Origin of the sequence: Sphingomonas sp. TX0543, assembly GCF_048565505.1 — a bacterium.
Classification (GTDB): Bacteria; Pseudomonadota; Alphaproteobacteria; order Sphingomonadales; family Sphingomonadaceae; genus Sphingomonas.
This window is the reverse complement of sequence record NZ_JBLZUS010000004.1, coordinates 48,250-67,121: the sequence shown is the minus strand read 5'-3', so window position 1 is coordinate 67,121 and position 18,872 is coordinate 48,250. Positions and strand designations below refer to the sequence as shown.

At 63.1% G+C, this 18,872-nt stretch carries 24 protein-coding genes and 2 pseudogenes; 20 read left to right on the top strand and 6 right to left on the bottom strand.

Annotation, left to right across the window (positions count from 1 at the left end; genetic code table 11):
- Positions 1-31: 31 nt before the first annotated feature.
- A complete protein-coding gene (locus ACM61V_RS19930; RefSeq protein ID WP_167509767.1) occupies positions 32-697 on the top strand; it encodes an HAD family hydrolase in 666 nt (221 codons plus the stop codon).
- Positions 698-771: 74 nt separating this feature from the next.
- On the top strand, positions 772-1,005 hold the full coding sequence (locus tag ACM61V_RS19925; RefSeq protein ID WP_147036718.1) for a hypothetical protein: 234 nt from the start codon (positions 772-774) through the stop codon (positions 1,003-1,005).
- A 153-nt stretch (positions 1,006-1,158) separates the two neighbouring features.
- Here the strand turns inward: ACM61V_RS19925 and ACM61V_RS19920 are convergent.
- Positions 1,159-1,629: pseudogene (locus ACM61V_RS19920) on the bottom strand (thiamine phosphate synthase); the annotation flags it as partial.
- Between the two features lie 51 nt (positions 1,630-1,680).
- Between ACM61V_RS19920 and ACM61V_RS19915 the strand changes: the two are divergent.
- Complete coding sequence (locus tag ACM61V_RS19915) at positions 1,681-1,932, top strand: hypothetical protein (protein WP_419714598.1); 252 nt, start codon at positions 1,681-1,683, stop codon at positions 1,930-1,932.
- A gap of 94 nt (positions 1,933-2,026) precedes the next feature.
- Here the strand turns inward: ACM61V_RS19915 and ACM61V_RS19910 are convergent, their stop codons facing one another.
- Positions 2,027-2,281, bottom strand: a complete 255-nt coding sequence (locus ACM61V_RS19910; RefSeq protein WP_147036717.1) for a hypothetical protein — start codon at positions 2,279-2,281, stop codon at positions 2,027-2,029.
- Positions 2,278-2,637, bottom strand: coding sequence for a response regulator (locus tag ACM61V_RS19905; protein ID WP_147036716.1), 360 nt, complete (start codon positions 2,635-2,637; stop codon positions 2,278-2,280). The genes ACM61V_RS19910 and ACM61V_RS19905 overlap by 4 nt, the downstream gene beginning before the upstream one ends.
- A 133-nt stretch (positions 2,638-2,770) precedes the next feature.
- On the opposite strand from ACM61V_RS19905, the gene ACM61V_RS19900 reads away from it, so the two are divergent.
- From ACM61V_RS19900 to ACM61V_RS19880, 5 genes and pseudogenes are all read left to right on the top strand, one after another.
- Complete coding sequence (locus tag ACM61V_RS19900) at positions 2,771-2,953, top strand: CsbD family protein (RefSeq protein WP_147036715.1); 183 nt, start codon at positions 2,771-2,773, stop codon at positions 2,951-2,953.
- A gap of 130 nt (positions 2,954-3,083) precedes the next feature.
- Positions 3,084-5,176: pseudogene (locus ACM61V_RS19895) on the top strand (catalase).
- Between the two features lie 60 nt (positions 5,177-5,236).
- Positions 5,237-5,470: a hypothetical protein gene (locus tag ACM61V_RS19890; protein ID WP_419714597.1), complete on the top strand. Its 234-nt coding sequence runs from the start codon at positions 5,237-5,239 to the stop codon at positions 5,468-5,470.
- 75 nt (positions 5,471-5,545) lie between these two features.
- Positions 5,546-5,812 carry an NAD(P)/FAD-dependent oxidoreductase gene (locus tag ACM61V_RS19885; RefSeq protein WP_244305157.1) on the top strand — a complete coding sequence of 89 codons (267 nt, stop codon included), beginning with the start codon at positions 5,546-5,548 and terminating at the stop codon, positions 5,810-5,812.
- A gap of 20 nt (positions 5,813-5,832) precedes the next feature.
- Positions 5,833-6,450, top strand: a complete 618-nt coding sequence (locus tag ACM61V_RS19880) for an NAD(P)/FAD-dependent oxidoreductase (protein WP_244305155.1) — start codon at positions 5,833-5,835, stop codon at positions 6,448-6,450.
- A gap of 76 nt (positions 6,451-6,526) precedes the next feature.
- Here ACM61V_RS19880 and ACM61V_RS19875 read toward each other — a convergent pair whose 3' ends face one another.
- Positions 6,527-7,282 carry a Crp/Fnr family transcriptional regulator gene (locus tag ACM61V_RS19875; RefSeq protein WP_244305153.1) on the bottom strand — a complete coding sequence of 252 codons (756 nt, stop codon included), beginning with the start codon at positions 7,280-7,282 and terminating at the stop codon, positions 6,527-6,529.
- A gap of 501 nt (positions 7,283-7,783) precedes the next feature.
- Between ACM61V_RS19875 and ACM61V_RS19870 the strand changes: the two genes are divergently transcribed.
- The 12 genes from ACM61V_RS19870 (at position 7,784) to ACM61V_RS19815 (ending at position 18,010) form a co-directional block, all read left to right on the top strand.
- On the top strand, positions 7,784-9,160 hold the full coding sequence (locus tag ACM61V_RS19870) for a mechanosensitive ion channel (protein WP_147036712.1): 1,377 nt from the start codon (positions 7,784-7,786) through the stop codon (positions 9,158-9,160).
- Positions 9,157-9,516, top strand: a complete 360-nt coding sequence (locus tag ACM61V_RS19865) for a hypothetical protein (RefSeq protein WP_147036711.1) — start codon at positions 9,157-9,159, stop codon at positions 9,514-9,516. The genes ACM61V_RS19870 and ACM61V_RS19865 overlap by 4 nt, the downstream gene beginning before the upstream one ends.
- A gap of 347 nt (positions 9,517-9,863) precedes the next feature.
- Positions 9,864-10,790 (top strand): DUF389 domain-containing protein, encoded by a 927-nt coding sequence (locus tag ACM61V_RS19860; RefSeq protein ID WP_167509765.1) that lies wholly within the window; start codon positions 9,864-9,866, stop codon positions 10,788-10,790.
- A gap of 59 nt (positions 10,791-10,849) precedes the next feature.
- Positions 10,850-11,821 (top strand): L-lactate dehydrogenase, encoded by a 972-nt coding sequence (locus ACM61V_RS19855; RefSeq protein ID WP_147036709.1) that lies wholly within the window; start codon positions 10,850-10,852, stop codon positions 11,819-11,821.
- Positions 11,818-12,981, top strand: a complete 1,164-nt coding sequence (locus ACM61V_RS19850) for a YihY/virulence factor BrkB family protein (protein WP_419714596.1) — start codon at positions 11,818-11,820, stop codon at positions 12,979-12,981. Before ACM61V_RS19855 ends, ACM61V_RS19850 begins: the two co-directional genes overlap by 4 nt.
- The gene (locus tag ACM61V_RS19845) at positions 12,909-13,502 is read left to right on the top strand and encodes a PA2169 family four-helix-bundle protein (protein WP_419714595.1); all 594 of its coding nucleotides are present in this window, start codon (positions 12,909-12,911) and stop codon (positions 13,500-13,502) included. Before ACM61V_RS19850 ends, ACM61V_RS19845 begins: the two co-directional genes overlap by 73 nt.
- Positions 13,503-13,790: 288 nt before the next feature.
- The gene (gene aqpZ / locus ACM61V_RS19840) at positions 13,791-14,606 is read left to right on the top strand and encodes an aquaporin Z (RefSeq protein WP_147036707.1); all 816 of its coding nucleotides are present in this window, start codon (positions 13,791-13,793) and stop codon (positions 14,604-14,606) included.
- Positions 14,607-14,965: 359 nt separating this feature from the next.
- The gene (locus ACM61V_RS19835; RefSeq protein ID WP_419714594.1) at positions 14,966-15,268 is read left to right on the top strand and encodes a hypothetical protein; all 303 of its coding nucleotides are present in this window, start codon (positions 14,966-14,968) and stop codon (positions 15,266-15,268) included.
- A 67-nt stretch (positions 15,269-15,335) separates the two neighbouring features.
- A complete protein-coding gene (locus tag ACM61V_RS19830; protein ID WP_244305322.1) occupies positions 15,336-15,542 on the top strand; it encodes a hypothetical protein in 207 nt (68 codons plus the stop codon).
- A complete protein-coding gene (locus ACM61V_RS19825; protein ID WP_244305324.1) occupies positions 15,473-15,859 on the top strand; it encodes a Dps family protein in 387 nt (128 codons plus the stop codon). The genes ACM61V_RS19830 and ACM61V_RS19825 overlap by 70 nt, the downstream gene beginning before the upstream one ends.
- Before the next feature lie 108 nt (positions 15,860-15,967).
- Positions 15,968-16,237 (top strand): hypothetical protein, encoded by a 270-nt coding sequence (locus tag ACM61V_RS19820; protein ID WP_147037478.1) that lies wholly within the window; start codon positions 15,968-15,970, stop codon positions 16,235-16,237.
- A 354-nt stretch (positions 16,238-16,591) separates the two neighbouring features.
- Positions 16,592-18,010, top strand: coding sequence for an ISNCY family transposase (locus ACM61V_RS19815; protein ID WP_226019824.1), 1,419 nt, complete (start codon positions 16,592-16,594; stop codon positions 18,008-18,010).
- A gap of 155 nt (positions 18,011-18,165) precedes the next feature.
- On the opposite strand, the gene ACM61V_RS19810 is transcribed toward ACM61V_RS19815, so the two are convergent.
- Complete coding sequence (locus tag ACM61V_RS19810; RefSeq protein WP_223806904.1) at positions 18,166-18,342, bottom strand: GntR family transcriptional regulator; 177 nt, start codon at positions 18,340-18,342, stop codon at positions 18,166-18,168.
- Complete coding sequence (phnN, locus tag ACM61V_RS19805; protein ID WP_419714706.1) at positions 18,339-18,866, bottom strand: phosphonate metabolism protein/1,5-bisphosphokinase (PRPP-forming) PhnN; 528 nt, start codon at positions 18,864-18,866, stop codon at positions 18,339-18,341. Before phnN ends, ACM61V_RS19810 begins: the two co-directional genes overlap by 4 nt.
- Between the last annotated feature and the right edge of the window lie 6 nt (positions 18,867-18,872).

Here is an 18,872-nt window from a genome sequence, read left to right as displayed (position 1 = left end):
GCGCCAAACTCCAGAACAAAAGAGAAGGTTGATGATGATCAAGGCGGTTCTATTCGATATCGACGGTACGCTGATCGACAGCAACGACGCGCATGTGAAGGCGTGGGAGCTGGCCTTCAGCGGGGGCGGTCACCGGGTCGAACCGCAGAAGATCCACGACCAGATCGGCAAGGGTGCCGATCACCTGGTCCCGGCGCTCATTCCGGGTGTCAGCGAAGACGAGGCAGAAGCGCTGGGCGAGGCCCATGGCAAGCTCTTCAAGTCGCTGTTCCTGAGACAAATGGGGCCGTTCCCTGGCGCGCGTGACCTGCTGCAACGCGTGCACGATGCGGGGCAGAAGATCGTCCTAGCCTCCTCGGCTTCGCAAGCCGAGGTCGACCATTATCTAGACCTGCTGGACGCGCGCGACCTCGTGCTCGCCACGACCAGCGCCGACGATGTCGCGCGCACCAAGCCGGCGCCCGACATCTTCGCAGCGGCGATGAAGGAGCTGGACGGCCTGTCGCCCGACGATGTTCTCGCGATCGGCGACACGCCCTATGACATCGAGGCGGCCAAGCAGTGCGGCATCGGCTGCATCGCGCTGCGGTCAGGCAAGTTCGCGGATGAGGCGTTGAAGGCGGCCGGGGCGATCGCGCTGTACGACGACGTCGCCGCGCTCTTTGCGCAATATGATCGTTCACCACTGGCGCGCTGAGGTCTCCCCCCGAGTGGGACAAAACTGCCCGCACGAACGTTTAAAGTTCAACCAGTAATTTGGAGAATAGCAGGATGGCCAATCTGCTCGGTGCCCTGGTCGGGGCCGCTATCGACCGTGGCGACGGCGACAGCGGCATCAAGGGCGCGATCATCGGCACCGTCGCCGAAAGCGCAATCAAGGGACTGGCGCCGATCGTCGCGACCTACGCGCTCGGCTGGAGTGTGCAATATGCGATCCGCAAGGGCTGGCACGCGATCGCCGGCTCCGACCCGATCGAGCCCGGCACGGGGCGGCTGCGCGCCTAAGCGTAGCCGTTTACGGCGCCCGGCGCCGATCCTCCATCAAGGCGCGCAAGTGAGCAGCGACCGCCTGAGGGTCGCTCGCCGTGCACAGTGCTGAGACGACGGCGATGCCGTCGATCGGCACCGTGTCGAGCGGGGCGGGGAGCGTCTCGGTGTTCAGTCCGCCGATTCCCATGAGCGGCAAGGACGGCGCTCGAGCGCGAATGGCCGCCACGCCCGTGGTCCCGAGGGCGCTGCGGCGTCGGACTTGGTGGCGGTCGCGAACACCGGCCCGACGCCAAGATAGTCGACGATCGCCGGATCAGCGTCGGCGGCTTCCGCCTCGTTGGTCACCGACAGCCCGACGATCGCCGCTTCACCAAGGATGCGCCGCGCATCGGCGGGTGGAAGGTCGGATTGGCCGAGATGGACCCCTTCGGCCCCGACAGCCGCGGCGATGTCCACCCGGTCTTTGATCACGAGCGGTATGCCCAGCGGAACAAGCAGCTCGTGGAGGTTGCGGGCGTCCTTGACGAACCGCCGCGCATCGTCACCCTTGTCGCGGAGCTGCACCATTGCCGCCCCGCCCGCCACGGCTGCGGTGACCAACTCGGCGAGTGTGCGGCCCTTGATGATGGCGGTGTCGGCGACGAGGCAAAGCTTCGGGTCGAGAGTCGGTCTCGGAGATCCTCCGTCTGCATGAGGATGAAGATCGCGACGACCAGCACGATCACGAACGTCTCGAACGGCGCGAGCACCGACTTCAGAAAGCCGAGCGCGGTATCGAGAACCGAAGGTTCGTTCTCCAGAACCCTGACCGGGATCGCCGTCCGGCTTCCCGACGTCAGGGAAGGCGCTGCAGGCGCGGGGCGTGCGGGCGTCTTGGTCAGGAAAGCCATCTTTTCTGCGGCGAAGACCTTCACTCCCTCGATCTTCGTTTCGATCGTCTGAGCATATTTCGGTGCGTCCGCCGACAGCGACGCTGCCTGGAAACCTACCAATTTCCCGATCCCCTCGATCATACCAAAAGCGGCGATGACGGTGGTCAGGACCGCGAGCGATTCGAGAGCCGGAGACGCCGAAGCAGGCTGACGATCGGGGAAAGAACGAACGATAGCAGGGTCGCGAGCGTGATCGGTATCAGCACGTCCTTTGCGAAAAACAGCCCGGCAACAACCACCACCGCGACCGCCAAGCCCAATAGCCCTTCGACGCCTGGTGAATTGGCCGGCGCGACGCGAGCGCTGCCCGATTCCGGTTGCCTCCCGGACATGGCTGCGAGGTCTTGATCCTCCGTCATGCGAACGTCTCCGAAGCGTCTCCAAGCAGCGCCCTTTGCATCTCCTGTCCAATCAGCGGCTTTCGCAACACCCGGTGCTCCTCATGCAATGCCTCCGGGAGAAGCTCCGGGTTGGCCGTGAGATAGATGATCCGGGTGTCGCAGCTCCGGCGCAGCTCATCAGCGATCATCGGGCCGGTGAAGCCGTCGGCCAGATTGAGGTCGATGATCGCGATCTCAGGAGCAAATTCGATGACGGCTCGAGCGCTCTCGATACTGTCGACGATCATGATCGCGTCGATCCCGGAATCCCGCGCGAGATCCTCTAGGTGGCTGGCAACGGCCGGAATGTCCTCGGCGATCAGTAATCGGTGCATCGGCTTTTCCCCTGTTGTCGGCCGAAACAGGTTCAGCCGCCATGCGTTCCGGTCTTATGCATTTTTCCGTGCATAGCGGGAGCCAAAGCGCGCGGTCGTCGTTGAAGCCTATTGCAATCAATGGAGATGCATCATGGGCGAGTTCGTGGACAAGGTGAAGGGCGCGATCAACGACCTGGTCGGTGACGCCAAGCAGGAGGTCGGCACCCGGACCGATAGCCCCGACCTGGCAGCAGACGGCGCCGCACAGCAGGCGACCGGCAAAGGGCAGAAGCTCAAGGGCGGCATCAAGGGCGCGCTCGGCGATAAAATCTGATCAGGCGCGGCCGAACGGAGCGTGACTAATGCAAAGGGCGCCTTAATCTGGGCGCCCCTTTGACTGTTGGAAGGCACTCGACATCGTAACCGTCGACGCCGTTCTGCGTGAACTTGAAGGGGATTTAGCAATGGAGTCGGACGGCAAAGCGCGGAAGCAGGATTATGCAGGTGGGGAAACGCACCAGATCGCTGACGACGATCATCCGGTCCTCACGACCAACCATGGCATGCCCATTTCCGACAACCAGAACCAGCTGAAGGCGGGGCCGCGCGGCCCGGTGCTGATCGAGGACGAAGTCTTCCGCAAGAAGATGAACCATTTCGATCACGAGCGCATCCCCGAGCGCATCGTCCACGCCCGCGGCTCGGCCGCGCACGGCTATTTCGAGTGCACCGAGAGCCTCGCCGATATCACCGTTGCCGATCTGTTCCAGAAGAAAGGCCAGCGCACCGAGGTGTTCACGCGCTTCTCGACCGTTGCGGGCGGCGCGGGGTCAGTCGACACGCCGCGCGACGTGCGCGGCTTCGCGGTCAAGTTCTATACACGCGAAGGCAATTGGGACCTTGTCGGCAACAACATCCCCGTCTTCTTCGTCCAGGACGCGATCAAGTTTCCCGACCTGATCCACGCCGCCAAGATGGAGGCCGATCGCGGCTACCCGCAAGCGGCAACCGCGCACGACACGTTCTGACTTCATTTCGCTAATGCCTGAGTCCACCCACATGGTCATGTGGGCGATGTCAGACAGGACACTGCCCCGCACCTTCGCGAACATGGAGGGGTTCGGCGTCCACACGTTCCGCTTCATCAACAAGGACGGGAAGTCGACCTTCGTCAAGTTCCACTGGAAGCCGAAGGCGGGCCTCGCCTCAACGATCTGGGACGAGACGGTGAAGATTGCCGGCGCCGATCCGGACTTTCAGCGCCGCAATCTCTTCGAGAGCATCGATCGCGGCGATTTCCCGACCTGGGAACTGGGCGTGCAGCTGTTCGACGAGGCGTTTGCCGAGAGCCAGCCCTACGATGTGCTCGACGCGACCAAGATCATACCCGAGGAGGTGCTGCCTGTCCGCATTGTCGGGAAGATGGTGCTGGACCGCTATCCCGACAACTTCTTCGCCGAAACCGAACAGGCCGCATTCGTGCCGAGCCATGTCGTCCCGGGCATCGGCTTCTCGAACGATCCGCTGCTGCAGGGCCGGCTGTTCAGCTACACCGATACGCAGTTGTCGAGGCTCGGTTCGGTCAACTTCCATCAGTTGCCGATCAACGCCGCCAAGGGACGCGCGGCGGCGGCGGGCTGCCCGTTCATGAACCAGCAGCGCGACGGCCACATGCAGATGGCGGTTCCCAAGGGCCGCGCCAATTACGAGCCCAACAGCCTGGCGCAGGCGGGCGAAGAAGCTGGCGCGCGCGAAGACCCGGTACGTGGCTACAAGACTTTCCCCGTCGGAAGAGCAGGGCCAGAAACTGCGTATCCGGCCGGAGAGCTTCGCCGACCATTACAGCCAGGCGCGCTTGTTCTTCCGGTCGATGGACCCGGCCGAGCAAGCGCACATTGCCTCGGCGTTGGTGTTCGAGCTCAGCAAGGTCAGCCTCGAGCATATACGCATCGCGGTAATGGCCAACCTGCGTAACGTCGACGAGGATCTGGCGCAACGCGTCGCCGATGGTCTCGCGATGGACCTGCCGCCGGCGTCGGAGACCGCGGTGCCGGTGCTTGACATGGATCCCTCGCCCGCGCTGCGGATCATCCGCGGTCCGCTCGAAAAGCACACGCTGGAAGGTCGCACGGTCGGCATCCTGATCGCCGACGGAACCAACGCCGGCGAGCTGTCGACGCTCAAGGACGCGGTGAAGGCCGCTGGCGGCACGCCGATGACGATCGCGCCCAAGGTCGGCAAGGTGCCCCTGTCCGACGGCAGCGCGATCGCCGCGGACGCGCAGCTGTTCGGCCAGCCCTCGGTGACGGTCGATGCTTGCGCGGTGATCCTGTCTGAGGCGGCTGCGGCCAAGCTCGTCAAGGAAGGCGCCGCGGCGCAATGGGTGATGGACGCTTTCGGCCACTTGAAGGCGATCGGCGCCAACGACGCCGCCAAGCCGCTCCTCGACAAGGCGGGGGTCGAGCCCGACGAGGGCGTCACCGACCTTGCCGGCTTCGTGGAGGCGGCAAAGAAGCGTTATTGGGATCGGGAAGCGTCGGTTCGAACGCTGGCGTGATCGCTCGAGACGTCTCCACGCCCGACCTCGGTCGGGCGCATCCCTGCGAAAGGACGGGACATGGCAAATCTTCTCGGCGCGCTTATAGGCGCTGCAATCGACCGCGGTGACGGCGACAGCGGGATCAGGGGCGCTATCATCGGCACCGTCGCCGAAACGGCGATCCGGGGACTGGCGCCCATCGTCGCGACCTACGCACTTGGGTGGGGCGTTCAATACGCAATCCGCAAAGGGTGGCATCTGGTTACGGGGGCGGATCCGATCGAACCCGCCAGCGGAACACTGCGTCGCTGATGCCAAGCGTGCACGCGACGCTGGCTTCAGATCGTGGGACCTCAGATCCGGCGATGCTCCCGAATGATTGCCTGCGTGATCATCGGCGGCGGACCGGCAGGCCTGACCGCCGCCATTTATCGCGCACGGTTCCGTCGCGACGTCGTTGTATTTGATGACGGCAACAGCCGTGCAAGCTGGATTCCCAAATCGCATAATCATCCCGGCTTCCCGGAAGGGATCGGCGGGAACGAGCTGCTCGTGCGGATGCGCGCGCAGGCCGAGCGCTATGGCGTGGTGCTGCATCATGAGCGCGCAACGGCATTGGAGCGGAAGGGAGATGGGTCCTCGTATCGACAGTGAACCGCACGCTGGACGCGCGTATGACCTTGCTCGCGACAGGTGTGGTCAATCGCAGTCCGCAGATCGATCCCGCCACGCACAGGCGGGCACTGGAAAGCGGTAAGTTGCGCTACTGCCCGATCCGTGACGGTTTCGAGGTCACCGACACGCGCATCGCCGTAATCGGCGCCGACGAACACGGCGTCGCCGAGGCGCTTTTTCTCAGGACATATTCGTCAAAGATCACGTTGCTGGCAGAGCGGACCGTGGACCTCGACGAACGGGACCGACAGGCGCTCCAAGAGGCCGGGATCGCGCTCGCCGGTGCGCCGCTGGCCTCGATCGACTTCGGGTCGGGAGATGATGTCATTATCACTCTGGAACACGGTGCCGGCACCTTAGTCGTGGACACCGTGTATCCGGCGCTCGGCTCGGACATCAACAATGCGCTGGCCGTCGATCTGTGGGTCGCGTTGAGCGACTGTCGGTGCATTGCCACCGACGAGGATCAGGGCAGCAATCTACCCGGTTGCTACGCTGCGGGCGATGTCGTGGCCGGTCTCGATCAGATCAGCGTGGCGATAGGTCACGCGGCGAAAGCGGCAACGGCGATTCACAACGCGCTTCGAGCGCTTGACGGGCAGACGGCGGACAAATAATCGGTTCCAAGCGTCTCAGCGACCTGACCGCGTCCATATCACACCAAGACCATGCTCGCGATCGCCGCACCAGAGGTCAGTCTTCGCACTCACTGCTCGGTGGCTGCGTGAACAGTTTCGATATCTCACCCCGGATGAGTGCGTAACATTCGCAGGATTCCTCCCGCAGTAGGTCGGGATTGATCACCGAGATCTTGCCGCGTTTATACTCTATCGCTCCGGTCGAGAGAAACTCGCGGGCAACGATGTTGACTGCGTTTCGCTTGACCCCGAGCATTTCGGCAAGGAATTCCTGCTTCAAGGGCAGCCTGTCGGTCTCGGTCCGGTCGTGGGTGGTCAGGATCCAGCGCGCGAGGCGCTGGCGAACGGTGTGAAGCGCGTTGCAGGCAACCGACTGCAGTGACATTCGCACCATGACCTCGCGCCAGCGAGTAACGGCCGAACAGAATGCAACGCTCTCGTTGACCAGATCTTCGAAATCTTCCGCTTTGACCCGGTAGCCGCTGCCGGGGAGTTGAACGACGTAGCGGTTGAAAGCGTCGTCGACATAGCCGCTCGCACTCAATCCTGCGGCTCCCTCACGCCCGATCGTCATTCCCTCAGCGGTTCGACCGTCGCTCATGACCGCGACCAGCGAGATCATGCCGGTCAGCGGCAGAAAGACGTGAGTGAGCGGTTGCCCGGGCTCGTACAATACCTGTCCGGCTTCCAGCAGCACGGGCTTCAGACGATCGTCCATCCGCGCCCGCTCATCGGGAGGAACCCGATCGAGAAGGTAGTTGCTGCTCAAACGAGCCGCACCGTTCTCGCGATCTCCGGGATCGTCAGCCAATTAAAAGCTCCTCTCTAGCTGCATGCTCAACGCGCCGCCCTACACGTCGATCAATTTCGACAAAGAAACCTCCGCGGGAACGCGCCATGTGAAAAACCGTTAATGAACGGTTGAATACATAACGGGGCGATAGCGGCATGGTTCGATCGGCATGGAGAGCGCTAGGCGGCACGGCGATGCCTGTCGCCGGGGCTGTTCTGCTCGCTTCCTGTGCCAGCCCTTCGACACGAATAGCGACCGGGCTTGGAGAATACGGACTAAGCGAAGGTTCGGCGCGATGCATGGGAGCTCGCCTGCAGTCGCGCCTGTCGCTGGGCCAGCTCCGACAACTCGGGCGCGCCGCACAAGCTTTAAGTCAGTCGCAGGCCGGGCGCCTGACGGCCAATGACCTGATCCGCGCGGGCGCTCAGGTCAACGATGTCAAAATACCCCTGGAAGTCACGAAAGCGGCCGCATCTTGGGGTGCGTTGAGGGAAGCGGCCGGGGTTCAGGGAGGTTGATATGAACGATGTGCGATATGCGGGGGGAACCGTGATCGACGGGACCCGCGACTTTACGAACCAAGTCTGGATGTACGCGCAGGAATGGGGGCCGCGCATTATCGGCGCGCTGGTCATTCTTCTGATCGGATGGCTGGTTGCACGCGCTGTCAAATGGGGCGTCGCGAACCTCATCAATCGGACCCCGCTGGCGCGGCGCGCCAATCAACCCAACCATCCGCCACGCGATCAGTCGACGATCGGTGCGCAGGTCGGGGATGCTGCGTTCTGGGTCGTTTTGCTGGTTGCCTTCTTCCTTGCAGCGCAACCGCTCGGCCTCGCTAGCGCGACGGGTCCGCTTGCCGAAATGCTGAACGGCTTCGGCAATGCCGTCCCGCGGATCATCGGCGCCGGTCTGATCCTTTTTCTCGGGTATATCCTGGCAAGCGTGGCGAAGAAGGCGGTCGAAGCCGTCATCACCGCGAGCCATGTCGAACGATTGTCGGCGCACGTCGGCAGCATGCCGCCCGCCGACCCGAGCGCCTTGCCGGGCGCGGTCGGTAGCGTCGTGTTTGCGCTGATCATCATTCCAGTGGCGATCGCGGCGCTCGACACACTCAATATCGCCGCCATCTCGCAGCCGGCGACTGCCATGCTGCGGATCATTCTCGACGCCATTCCGCATGTGATCGCGGCAGGCATCATCATCACGCTTGCCTACTACCTCGGCAAATTCGCTTCGCAGCTGATCACGTCCTTCCTGGGCTCGACCGGCGTTGACAAGGCGATCAACTCCCTGGGCCTGTTTCCCCGGAGCGATGCTTCCGTCGACGGCGTCACCGGCGCCGAGCAGGTATCCGTCAAGGCGGGTGCGACGCTCACCCCGACGAAGATGATCGGGTCGGGCGTCTTCATCGCCATTGTCATCTTCGGCCTGATGGAGGCGTTCCGGCAGCTCAATTTCGCCTATGGTTCGCGGATCATGGCGGAGGTGCTGACGCTCTTCGGTCAGGTGGTCTTCGGTGCGATCATCATCGCCGCAGCCGTCGCAATCGCACGCCTGATCTCGACGACGATTAAGGCAAGCGGCGGGGCCGGTGCCGACTTTACCGCTTCGCTCACAAAGGTGGCGATCATCGTCCTGGGCACAGCTATCGGGTTGCGCTTCATGGGTTTGGCGGACGACATCATCAATCTGGCGTTCGGCCTCATTCTCGGGGCGATCGCGGTGGCGTTCGCACTCGCTTTTGGCCTTGGCGGGCGCGATCAAGCCGGCAGGATCGTTCAGAGGCTGCTGGGCAAGGCAGAGGATGAGGCGAACCGGCCTGCTGCGCCCTCTACCGTACCGGTCGCCCCTGCGTCGCCGATCGCTCCGCGCGAACAGGACACGCAGGCATGACCCGCTGGATGAGCAAATCGCTGTTGGCTGTCGGCATCCTGCTGGCGGGCTGTGACGGCCGTTGCGAAAACGCCGGAGAGCAGGCGGACGCCAATGCCGGCGTCGTCTCCGGCGAAGATACGTTGGTCAGCGGCCCGGCAGAAACGGCGGGAGAGGCGCAGGATCGTGCGGCAGAAAGCGCGAACGCGGCGATCGAAGCGAACGCCGATGCCGCCGAGGACCGCGCGGACGCGATACGCAGTACGGCCGATCGGGAAGCCGATGCGCTCGAGGAACGAGCCAAGAAGGTCCGTCGGGATGCCGAGCAGAAGGCCGGCGCGGCCGAAGACCGTGCAGACGCCATTCGCGGCAAATGATGTTCACGGGTCGATCGCCCGGGACTGTACCTGAAGGCCCGGAGAGGTCGCGCGTAGCAACTTGATCGGGACCCGGGGGCACGCGCTCCCGGGCCCCATCTTACCCCTACTGCTTTGACACCGGAATGGCGCGATATGGAAACACCCGATGATTGCGAAGCTGCCGCGATCGAGCGCGAGCTCGGCTACTGCGAAAGCCGTGCGCACGCGGAAAAGCGGGCAGCGCGCCTTAGCCGGAGCGTCGAGGCAGTTATCGCCCACCGACGCCTTGCGGACGCATACGATTCAAGAGCGCAACGCCTGCGATGTCGCGTCGAAAATCACCCTTATCCGGCCAAGGAATAATCGTGCATCGTGTCATCGACATTACCGTGCCCTCGCACCGCGGCGAGCAGCTGATCGCCGCGCTGAGCCAGCTCGAAGGGGTAGTCGTGCTGACGTGGCAGCACGGCGCTTCGATCAAACCCGTCGGCGACGTGGTGACCGTCCACGCCCTCAATCGTGCAACCGACGATGTGATGCGCGCCGTGGCGACGATCGGCGGCGATACGCCGTTCACGGTCTTAACGGCGGAGGTCGCGAGCATCAGCGACCCCGAAAACCAGAAGCAGATCGACGCCGACGTCGACGAGGCGATATGGGAGGAGCTCGAAACCGGTCTCCGGCATCAGGGACGCCTCACCGCAAATTTCCTGCTTCTGATGGCGCTTGGCGGCGTTATCGGCGCCGCCGGAGCGTTCACCGAGCCCGCGATCGCGGCAGTGGCATATGTCGCGTCCGCGATCATCGCTCCCGGATTCGAGCCCCTGGCGAAACTGCCGTTGGGCATGGTGCTGAGACGGGCCGAAGTAGCCCGTGCCGGCATGCTGGCGACGCTCACCGGCTACGCGGTTCTGGCGGCTGCCGCAGGGGCGACATGGCTACTGCTTTCCAACTTCGGCGGCGTCCAATCGTCAGCCTTCCTCGAGGGCGACGTCCTCAAGCATACGATCCATCCTTCGCCGGAGCTTTTGACGATCGCGCTTGCCGGGGCTTTTGCCGGCGTACTCATCCAGGCCTCATACCGCCGAAGCGTGATCGCGGGCGCACTGGTCGCTATGCGGCTGATCGAAGCAGCGTCGGTGGCTGGCATAGCCCTGGCGATGGGGCGTCTGGATCTGGCGGCCGCCAGCGGGGTGCGATTGGCGGTCGACGCCGGCTTCGTCCTGGTCGCGGGTGTGATCGTTTTCGGCCTCAAGCAGCTCATCGTCCACCGTCGCGCGCCGCTGCACTGACGGCTCGCGTGGTCCCGCTCCCTGCACCCGCCTTTATTCGATGAAACGAAAGCCTCACAATGAACGATCATTCCGCCTCCGCAACGCACGACAACCGGGTCTACATCATCGGCTGCGGGCGGGTCGGGATGGCGAGCGCCTACGCGCTCATCCAGAGCAGCTTCATCCGCGAACTCGTGCTGGTCGGCCGAGACCGCGAAAGGACCGAAGGCGAGGTCATGGACCTCGAACACGCGGTCGCGGTCCCGATGAAGTCTCCCATCAACGTCATCAACGGCAGCTACGCTGACGCCGCATCCAGCTCCGTAGTGGTCATCGCTGCCGGAAAGGCCACAGGCGGCGGCGACACCTCGCGGCTCGATCTCCTCGACGCCAACGCACCGATCGTGCGTGAGATCGTCGGCAAGCTCAAGAAGGAGGGGTTCGACGGCGTGATCGTCATGGCAACCAACCCGGTCGACCTGCTCGTCCAGGTCGCGCTCGAGGAATCGGGGCTCCCGACAGGCCAGGTTGTCGGGACCGGGACGTTGGTCGATACCGCCAGATTGCGCGGGATGCTCGCCGAAGCATTCGATATCGAGCCGCGCGGGGTCGATGCCTATATCATCGGCGAACATGGGGATTCCGAAGTCGCCGTATGGAGCGGTGCACGCATCGCCGGCGTGCCTCTCCTCCGACACTCGGACAGCGGAGAGGCACGGGACCTTGATCGGATGCTCGAGCGTGTTCGTCGCGCGGCACCCGAGGTCGTTCGTCGCAAGGGGCATACCGAATATGCCATCGGCCTGTGCGTCCAGCGGATCTGCGAAGCCGTACTGCGCAATGAGCACGCGGTTCTCGCGGTCTCCACGGTCCTTGATGGTGAATATGGTCTGACCGACGTGTGCCTCGGCAAACCGTGCGTGCTCGGCAAGAACGGGATCGAGCGGATCATCGAGCTCGATCTCGACGAAGAGGAGCGCAAAGCCCTCCACCGCTCCGCTGAGACATTGCGGCGGCTTAACCCTCGATTATCGGCAGGCGCGGCATGACGATCGGGAACGACAAGGCCGGTACTGGAGCGCGGTCGCCGTTCGCGATCCCGACCGAAGGCTGGCTGGCCGTGCTCCGCCGAACCTGGGAAGAGACCGGCAAGGACAATATCGGCCTCATCGCCGCCGGTATCGCCTTCTATGCATTCGCCGCGATCGTCCCGCTGCTCGGCGCGGTTGTCCTCAGCTACGGTCTCTTCGCCGAGCCCGAGACGGTTCGCAGTAACGTCGAGCACGTGTTCGCCGCAGTGCCGCGCGAGGCGGCCACCATCATCACCGAACAACTCGTGACCGTTGTCGAGACCTCGAAGGGCAAGCAGGGTCTCGGCCTGATCATTGCGATCGCGCTCGCCTTCTATGGCGCCACCAAAGGCGCGTCGGCGATCGTGACAGCGCTCAACGTCGCTTATGGCGAGACCGAGCGGCGCGGGTTCTTCCGCGTCAACCTCCTGTATTTCGCGCTGGTCGCCGGCGGTGTGTTCCTGATCTTCCTGGCGATCGCATCGACAACGCTTCTCGGATTTCTCGAAAGCCTGGTTCCGCGCGCTTCGGACGTTCTTCTCACACTCATCAGGGTCACAGGTTACGCCCTTTTGGGAGCATTCGTCGTGACGGCTGCCGCGATCCTGTATCGCTTCGGACCGGACCGCCGCAAACCGTCATGGGTCTGGCTGTCGCCGGGATCGCTGGCTGCCACCGTGCTGTGGCTGGTCGGAACCGCCGGCTTTGGCGTCTATGTGTCGAATTTCGGCAACTATGGCGCGACCTATGGTTCGCTGAGCGCGGTGATTGTGATGCTCACCTGGCTGTGGCTGTCGGCGTTCGTCTTTCTGCTGGGCGCCGAGTTGAATGCCGAGCTCGAACGTCAGGTCGAGGGCGGGGGGCAGAGGCGCAGCCATCCACCTCTCCTCTCAGCGATTCGCCGCACGGGCGAACGCCAGACCCGTCAGGTGACGATCGACGGGCGAGGGCGCCCGACAAGTTCGGGACACGCGCTCCCCCGACCTACGGCCCGGCCTGGGTCGAGGGTGCGTTGTGTGCCGCGGGGCTGCTCCTGCTGCGCAACGGCAAGCCCGGCAAGGCGGCGGTGGCCATCGTCGGCGCAGTCGCCGCCTATAAAATCGGTCGGGGCGCAAGCACTCGGCGCAGCAACGGCTTAAAACTCTCGGCACAGGTAACATCGAACGAACCCGAGCGTTCGCACCTCTCACCAACGAAGGAGTACCCAATGGCAGACCGTGACAATGATATCAGCGTCCTCAACAGGCTGATCGCCACCACCCTCGACAGCGTGGATGGCTATACTGAAGCCGCGGGCGATATCGAAAATCCTCGCTACGGCAGCGTGTTCTCGGATCGTGCTCGTGAACGCCGCGAGGTCGTGAGCGACCTTCAGGCGGAAGTCCGCCGTTTGGGCGGCGATCCCGAAGATGACGGGACCGTGCTTGCCGGAGCCCACCGCATGTTCCTCGACCTCAAGGCCAAGGTCACGGGGCAGGACGACAAGGCGATCATCGACGAGGTCGAGCGGGGCGAAGACCATATCAAGGCGAAGTTCGACGATGCGTTGGCGAAGGAGGATCTGTCGCCGGAGGTGCGGGCGGCAATCGCCAAGGCCAACCAGTCGGTGCAGGAAGGCCACGATCAGATGCGCGACCTGAAGCATAGCATGGAACGCTAACACCAGAACCTTAGCGACGCCGATACGCGTTGCCGACGTGACTTTTCAGCCCGGTCCGCACGCGCGAGGCCGGGCTGAATTATTTGAGGCCAACGCAGCCAAGCCATCGTCATCTCTAGAGTCCGTGCGCGAGCGGTTCTTTCGTGCCTGAACGGAACCCGCCGCTTACACTCTGGTTATGCATCCTGCCGTGCATAGGCATTTTACATAGAACGGGGATCGTCACCAATGAACGACTGGATGCCTAAGGCCTGACACCTCGCTAACGCGCTTCGCCGAGGTCCGCATATGACTGACGCGGTCGTGCACCCTCCACGCGCGCGCATGTCCAAGCGCATGACGGCGGAGGCGTTCGGCACATTCTGGCTCGTGCTCGGTGGGTGCGGCACCGCCGTGCTCGCGACCGGGGAGGGCGGTGTCGGCGTTCTCGGCGTCGCGCTGGCGTTCGGCCTTACCGTGTTCACCATGGCGTTCGCCATTGGCGCGATTTCCGGGGGACATTTCAATCCTGCGGTTACAGTCGGCTTGACCGCCGCAGGCCGCTTCCCGGCGCGTGAGATTCCCGCTTACGTGGCGGCCCAACTCGTCGGCGCGATCGTCGCTTCGCTGCTCCTTCTCATGATCGCCCGCAGCATGCCCGGGTTCGATCTCGGAGGATTTGTGACGAACGGGTACGGCGATGCATCCCCCAAAGGATATCCGTTGGTCATTGCGCTGGTCGTCGAGACGGTGCTGACGGCAGCTTTCCTGATGGTCATCCTGGGCGCGACCGACGAACGGTCGCCAGCGGCATTCGCGCCTCTGGCGATCGGTTTGGCGCTGACCCTGATCCACCTCCTCTCGATCCCGGTGACCAACACGTCGGTCAATCCTGCGCGCAGTACCGGCCCTGCCTTGATGATGGGAGGCACCGCTCTTGCTCAGCTTTGGGTGTTCTGGGTCGCGCCGCTGGTCGGTGCCGTGCTCGCCGGTCTAATTGGTCGTTGGCTGTTCTCGCATGCCGACGATGTCCGATCGCCCGGACCCATTTCAGTCGCCAAGCTCGATCGTATGGTGGACCCGGTGACGACGCCGACAGCGGGCAATGACGTCAACAGCAAGTAATCTTCAAAGGATATCCTGATGGCTACCCTTCCTCCCGATCCCTACGCTCCCGTCCCTCCATGATCCCGATGGCGCACCCCGGCCGGACAACCAGCCGGGCAGTTTGCCCGGGCCGGATAATCCCGTTGCGCCGTCGATCGATGATCCGGAAGTTCCCGATTAGCAGCCGGTAGAGGAACCCGCAGCCCCGGGCGACGCGCCCAGCGATAGTCCGACACAGACCCAGGCCTGATGCCTGCCCCACCGTCGCACACGGTCAAGTTTTAAGAGGATCAATAAAATGGCAGTGAAGTTCGCAGGGACGATGAACGCGATCAACCGCGGACTCGAAGATACCAAGCCCGCCAAAGGGTGTTGATATGATCGAGGATTGGGAAGCCGCGCTGGCAGACGTCGATGTTCCGGGTGCGAAGGGCATCTTGCGTGATCTGACGTCGCTTCGCAAGCAGCTCGAGAAGTCCGAGCCGGACGCCGATCGGGTCCATGCGCTTGTCCACCGCCTTGGCACCGCCACGACGAAGATCGCCGAGAAGGCCGATAAGTGGCAGGACAAGCTGAAGGCCCTGGGTGAAGCGCTGACTGAGGCGGGCGTGGACAGCCCCGACGAGGACGAGGATACCGCAGCCGCTGCCGCACCGAAGCGCGCGCCCAAGAAGAAGTGATCGAGGCGGCGGGACGATTGTCCCGCCGTCCTCGTGACCGTCGTTAATTGATCGAAGGAGTAGGCCCATGGCGAAGTCGGAGAAGGGTTCAAAACGCGCCGAACGCGTCGAGAGCGATGGCACGGCACTGAACACCAGCGTCGAGAGCAGCGCTCGCGATCAGGTGGCCGAGGCACTGACCAAGGCGACTGCCGACAGCTATACCTGTATGCCAAGACCCTCGGGGTTCATTGGAACGTCCAGGGTTCCAGCTTCTACGGTTTGCACAACATGACCGAGGCGCAGTATCAGGAGCTCCACGAAGCGGCCGACGCGATCGCCGAGCGCATCAGGGCGCTGGGCAAACTTGCCCCAACGGGTAACGCCTCATTCCGCGAGCTGACGGTCATCGACAATGATGCGCCCCACAAGCCGACTCGCGAGATGATCGCCGAGCTTGTCGACGATAACGAGAAGGTCGCGCGGCGTATGAGCGAGTTTGCGCAGCTGGCGGACGAGGCTGGCGACCTGTTCAGTCACGATATGCTGGTGGCTAGGATCGGCGTCCATGAGCAGAATGCATGGATGTTGCGCGCGAGTCTTTCTGATTAAATAACCGACGCGGCGGAGAATTTTAGGATCGGCACGCCGAGTTCAACGCCGCGAAGAAGTGAAGTCAGCCGGGCGATTTTTTCGAGGTTCAACCACGGGAGACGAACGATGAAGAGGATCTTGGCGGGCACGGCCGCGGTCGCGCTGATGTCGCTGGCGGCTTGCAACAGCAGTCCGCGCGAACAGGCTGCCGACAACATCGAAGCGAACGCCGAGCGCGTCGCGGACAACCTCGAAGATGCGGCCGACAACGCGCCGACAGAAGCTGCGGAGGATCGCCTGGAAAACCGCGCCGACGCGGCGCGCGAGCTGGGGGACAAGAAGGCCGAGGATATGCGGACCAACGATCCCGACACCAATCTCTCGAACGGTATGTAGGACTACATCTCAGGCGAATCGGCTTTTCAGAGTAGCCAATGGGAAATCGGGCGCTTGCATGGCGCGGGCGCCCGACTTCTCGCCTCCTGCCGGTGCTCAGGCTTGATCATGGCATCTGCAGACGGCAATGCCGAGTGTTGAGCGACGGAGAAAGCCATCGACGAGCACGCAACAGCGACTTGAAGTCGGGTATATACTGAGGCTGCGTGACGGCGTACGGGACGGCACGATTTTACATAATCTATGTTATCGAACTGGCAGATTGTAGCAGCAACGTTCAAATGTCACAGTCGCGCAAAGTAGAGATGTCTCACTTGGGCTACCGTGCCCTCCGGCTGTTCGGAGGTATTGAGCATGGCGGTGTTGCGTATGAGTACCGAGGAGCTTTCGCGGGTTGAGACGCTGATGCATGTGGTTTCAGGTCGCATGACCGTTACCGAGGCAGCGAGGCTGATGAGCGTCAGCCGCCGCCACGCCCATCGACTGTTGACGCGTTACCTTGACGATGGATCATCCGGGCTATTGTCGCGCCGCCGTGGTCGACCAAGCAACCGGCGCTTGGATGATGCTATCAGAGATCAGATTGTCGCACTGGTTCGGACCCATTATCATGATTTTGGGCCTACCCTGGCTGCGGAGTATCTGGCCGAGCGGCATGATCTCCGGATCTCGCGTGAGAAGCTGCGGCAGATGATGATCGAGGCCGGGATTTGGAAGGATCGTCAGGCTCGCCGTCCTCGCCCATATCAGCCGCGCTATCGCCGGGACTGTCGCGGTGAACTGATCCAGATCGACGGCTCGAAGCACTGGTGGTTTGAGGATCGCGGGCCGCAATGCACGCTTCTCGTCTATATTGACGACGCGACCAGCGAGCTGATGCACCTCCAGATGGTCGAGAGCGAGAGCACCTTTGCCTATATGGAGGCGACCCGCGCGTACATCGAGCGACACGGCAAGCCGGTGGCGTTCTATTCCGACAAGCACAGTGTTTTCCGTAATGCCAAAGCCAGTGCGGCACGCGGGGATGGCATGACGCATTTTGGCCGTGCGCTGGATGCGCTGAACATCGAGATCATCTGCGCCAACTCGCCGCAGGCCAAGGGCCGCGTCGAGAGGGCCAACGCCACTTTACAGGACCGCCTGGTGAAAGCGATGCGATTGGAGGGTATCTCGTCGATCGAGGACGCCAACGCCTTTCTCGATAGCTATAGGACCAGGCACAATGCGCGGTTTGCCCGCCCAGCCTTCGATGCCCGCGATCTGCACCGCCCCCTCGCCCCGCATGACGATCTGCGCGCGATCATGGTCTGGCGTGAGCAGCGGACCGTGACGGCGGCGCTGACGCTGCATTACAACAAGGCGATGTTCATTCTAGAGCCAAACGATGTCAGCCTGAATCTGGCGCGCAAGCGGGTGACGGTTTGTGAATATCCCGACGGCCGACTGGAGATCGAGCATGAGGGTCATGTCCTGCCCTATCGTCAGTTCGACAAGATGCGGCAGGTGAACCAGCCTGCCATTGTCGAGAACAAGCATCTGGATGCGGCGTTGTTGCTGGCCAAACAGATGCAGGCAATCATGCCGCATCACCGCAAGCGCAACAACGACGCCCCAGCCCGCCGTGACCAGCCCATGCATCTGTTCCCCGAACCGGAACCGCCGCCAAAGATCGACCGCCGCAAACTGGGTGGCTCGAAGCTCAAGCGCGGTCCCAGGCTCAGTGATGAGGCGTTGCGCGAACGCGGTACGCTCAGCTTCCTGCAGAGGATATGACCGGGCCCACTGCAGGGCAGCGGGTCCATGGGTCTACTACCCCAAGGTCAGCGCATCAGCAGGGTCTGCGCTGCGCTGTGTCGATGGCTCCACGCAGCCCCTGCTGTTCCCCAACCTGTGACATTTCTATATGGCGCAGATTGTGACTTCTCTACTTAGCGAGAACACGTCCCCTCCGTTTCGAGGGTGCGGATGGCCTGACGGACTGTATGCCGGTTCACGCCGAACCTGGCGGCAAGTTCGGAATCGGCAGGCAGCTTGTCGCCAGGGCAAAAGGCACCGCCCCGCATGTCCTGCAGGAGTGAAAGTCGAATCGCTTCCCAGCGCTTCACGACTTGCAGCCTTCTTGAACCGCGCCATCAAGGCATTCTCGACGAGCGAGAGCCGCGACAAGCGCTTCGCCTGCCACTGGGATTTCGCCCGAATTGTCGATCATCAAGGCATCTCCGACATCAAAGGCCATTGTCCTGCTACGTGCGAGGCGCGCACCGATCGCGGCCTCATCTTCCCGGCCGCGTTGCGCGAGCCGCTCCGCGATGGCCTGTTCAGAAGCGCTAATGCCGATAACCTCGAGTGAGGGATAGACTCTGCGTGCATCGCGGATGATGCGGCGCGAGCCGTTGACGACCACGGTATCGCCGCGGGCCAGCCAACCTTCTATCGCCGCTGGAATGCCATATCTCAGGCCATGGGCGTCCCATTGAAGGGCAAACTCCCCGCGCGCGGAGCGTTGGTCGAATGCCTGGTCATCAATGGGTTCATGATCCTCTCCCGGCGAAGCCGCTCGTGTGATGACGCGACGTACGAAACGGATGCGCGGGTCGCTGGCAAGCTTGGTCCGCGCGTAATCGAGCAGCGTGTC

Excerpts from the sequence above, each read along its gene's own strand:
- ACM61V_RS19930 (WP_167509767.1), top strand. The coding sequence starts at position 32 with ATGATGATCAAGGCGGTTCTATTCGATATCGACGGTACGCTGATCGAC.
- ACM61V_RS19925 (WP_147036718.1), top strand. The coding sequence starts at position 772 with ATGGCCAATCTGCTCGGTGCCCTGGTCGGGGCCGCTATCGACCGTGGC.
- ACM61V_RS19915 (WP_419714598.1), top strand. The coding sequence starts at position 1,681 with ATGAGGATGAAGATCGCGACGACCAGCACGATCACGAACGTCTCGAAC.
- ACM61V_RS19910 (WP_147036717.1), bottom strand. The coding sequence starts at position 2,281 with ATGACGGAGGATCAAGACCTCGCAGCCATGTCCGGGAGGCAACCGGAA.
- ACM61V_RS19905 (WP_147036716.1), bottom strand. The coding sequence starts at position 2,637 with ATGCACCGATTACTGATCGCCGAGGACATTCCGGCCGTTGCCAGCCAC.
- ACM61V_RS19900 (WP_147036715.1), top strand. The coding sequence starts at position 2,771 with ATGGGCGAGTTCGTGGACAAGGTGAAGGGCGCGATCAACGACCTGGTC.
- ACM61V_RS19890 (WP_419714597.1), top strand. The coding sequence starts at position 5,237 with ATGGCAAATCTTCTCGGCGCGCTTATAGGCGCTGCAATCGACCGCGGT.
- ACM61V_RS19880 (WP_244305155.1), top strand. The coding sequence starts at position 5,833 with ATGACCTTGCTCGCGACAGGTGTGGTCAATCGCAGTCCGCAGATCGAT.
- ACM61V_RS19870 (WP_147036712.1), top strand. The coding sequence starts at position 7,784 with ATGAACGATGTGCGATATGCGGGGGGAACCGTGATCGACGGGACCCGC.
- ACM61V_RS19865 (WP_147036711.1), top strand. The coding sequence starts at position 9,157 with ATGACCCGCTGGATGAGCAAATCGCTGTTGGCTGTCGGCATCCTGCTG.
- ACM61V_RS19855 (WP_147036709.1), top strand. The coding sequence starts at position 10,850 with ATGAACGATCATTCCGCCTCCGCAACGCACGACAACCGGGTCTACATC.
- ACM61V_RS19850 (WP_419714596.1), top strand. The coding sequence starts at position 11,818 with ATGACGATCGGGAACGACAAGGCCGGTACTGGAGCGCGGTCGCCGTTC.
- aqpZ (WP_147036707.1), top strand. The coding sequence starts at position 13,791 with ATGACTGACGCGGTCGTGCACCCTCCACGCGCGCGCATGTCCAAGCGC.
- ACM61V_RS19835 (WP_419714594.1), top strand. The coding sequence starts at position 14,966 with ATGATCGAGGATTGGGAAGCCGCGCTGGCAGACGTCGATGTTCCGGGT.
- ACM61V_RS19830 (WP_244305322.1), top strand. The coding sequence starts at position 15,336 with ATGGCGAAGTCGGAGAAGGGTTCAAAACGCGCCGAACGCGTCGAGAGC.
- ACM61V_RS19820 (WP_147037478.1), top strand. The coding sequence starts at position 15,968 with ATGAAGAGGATCTTGGCGGGCACGGCCGCGGTCGCGCTGATGTCGCTG.
- ACM61V_RS19815 (WP_226019824.1), top strand. The coding sequence starts at position 16,592 with ATGGCGGTGTTGCGTATGAGTACCGAGGAGCTTTCGCGGGTTGAGACG.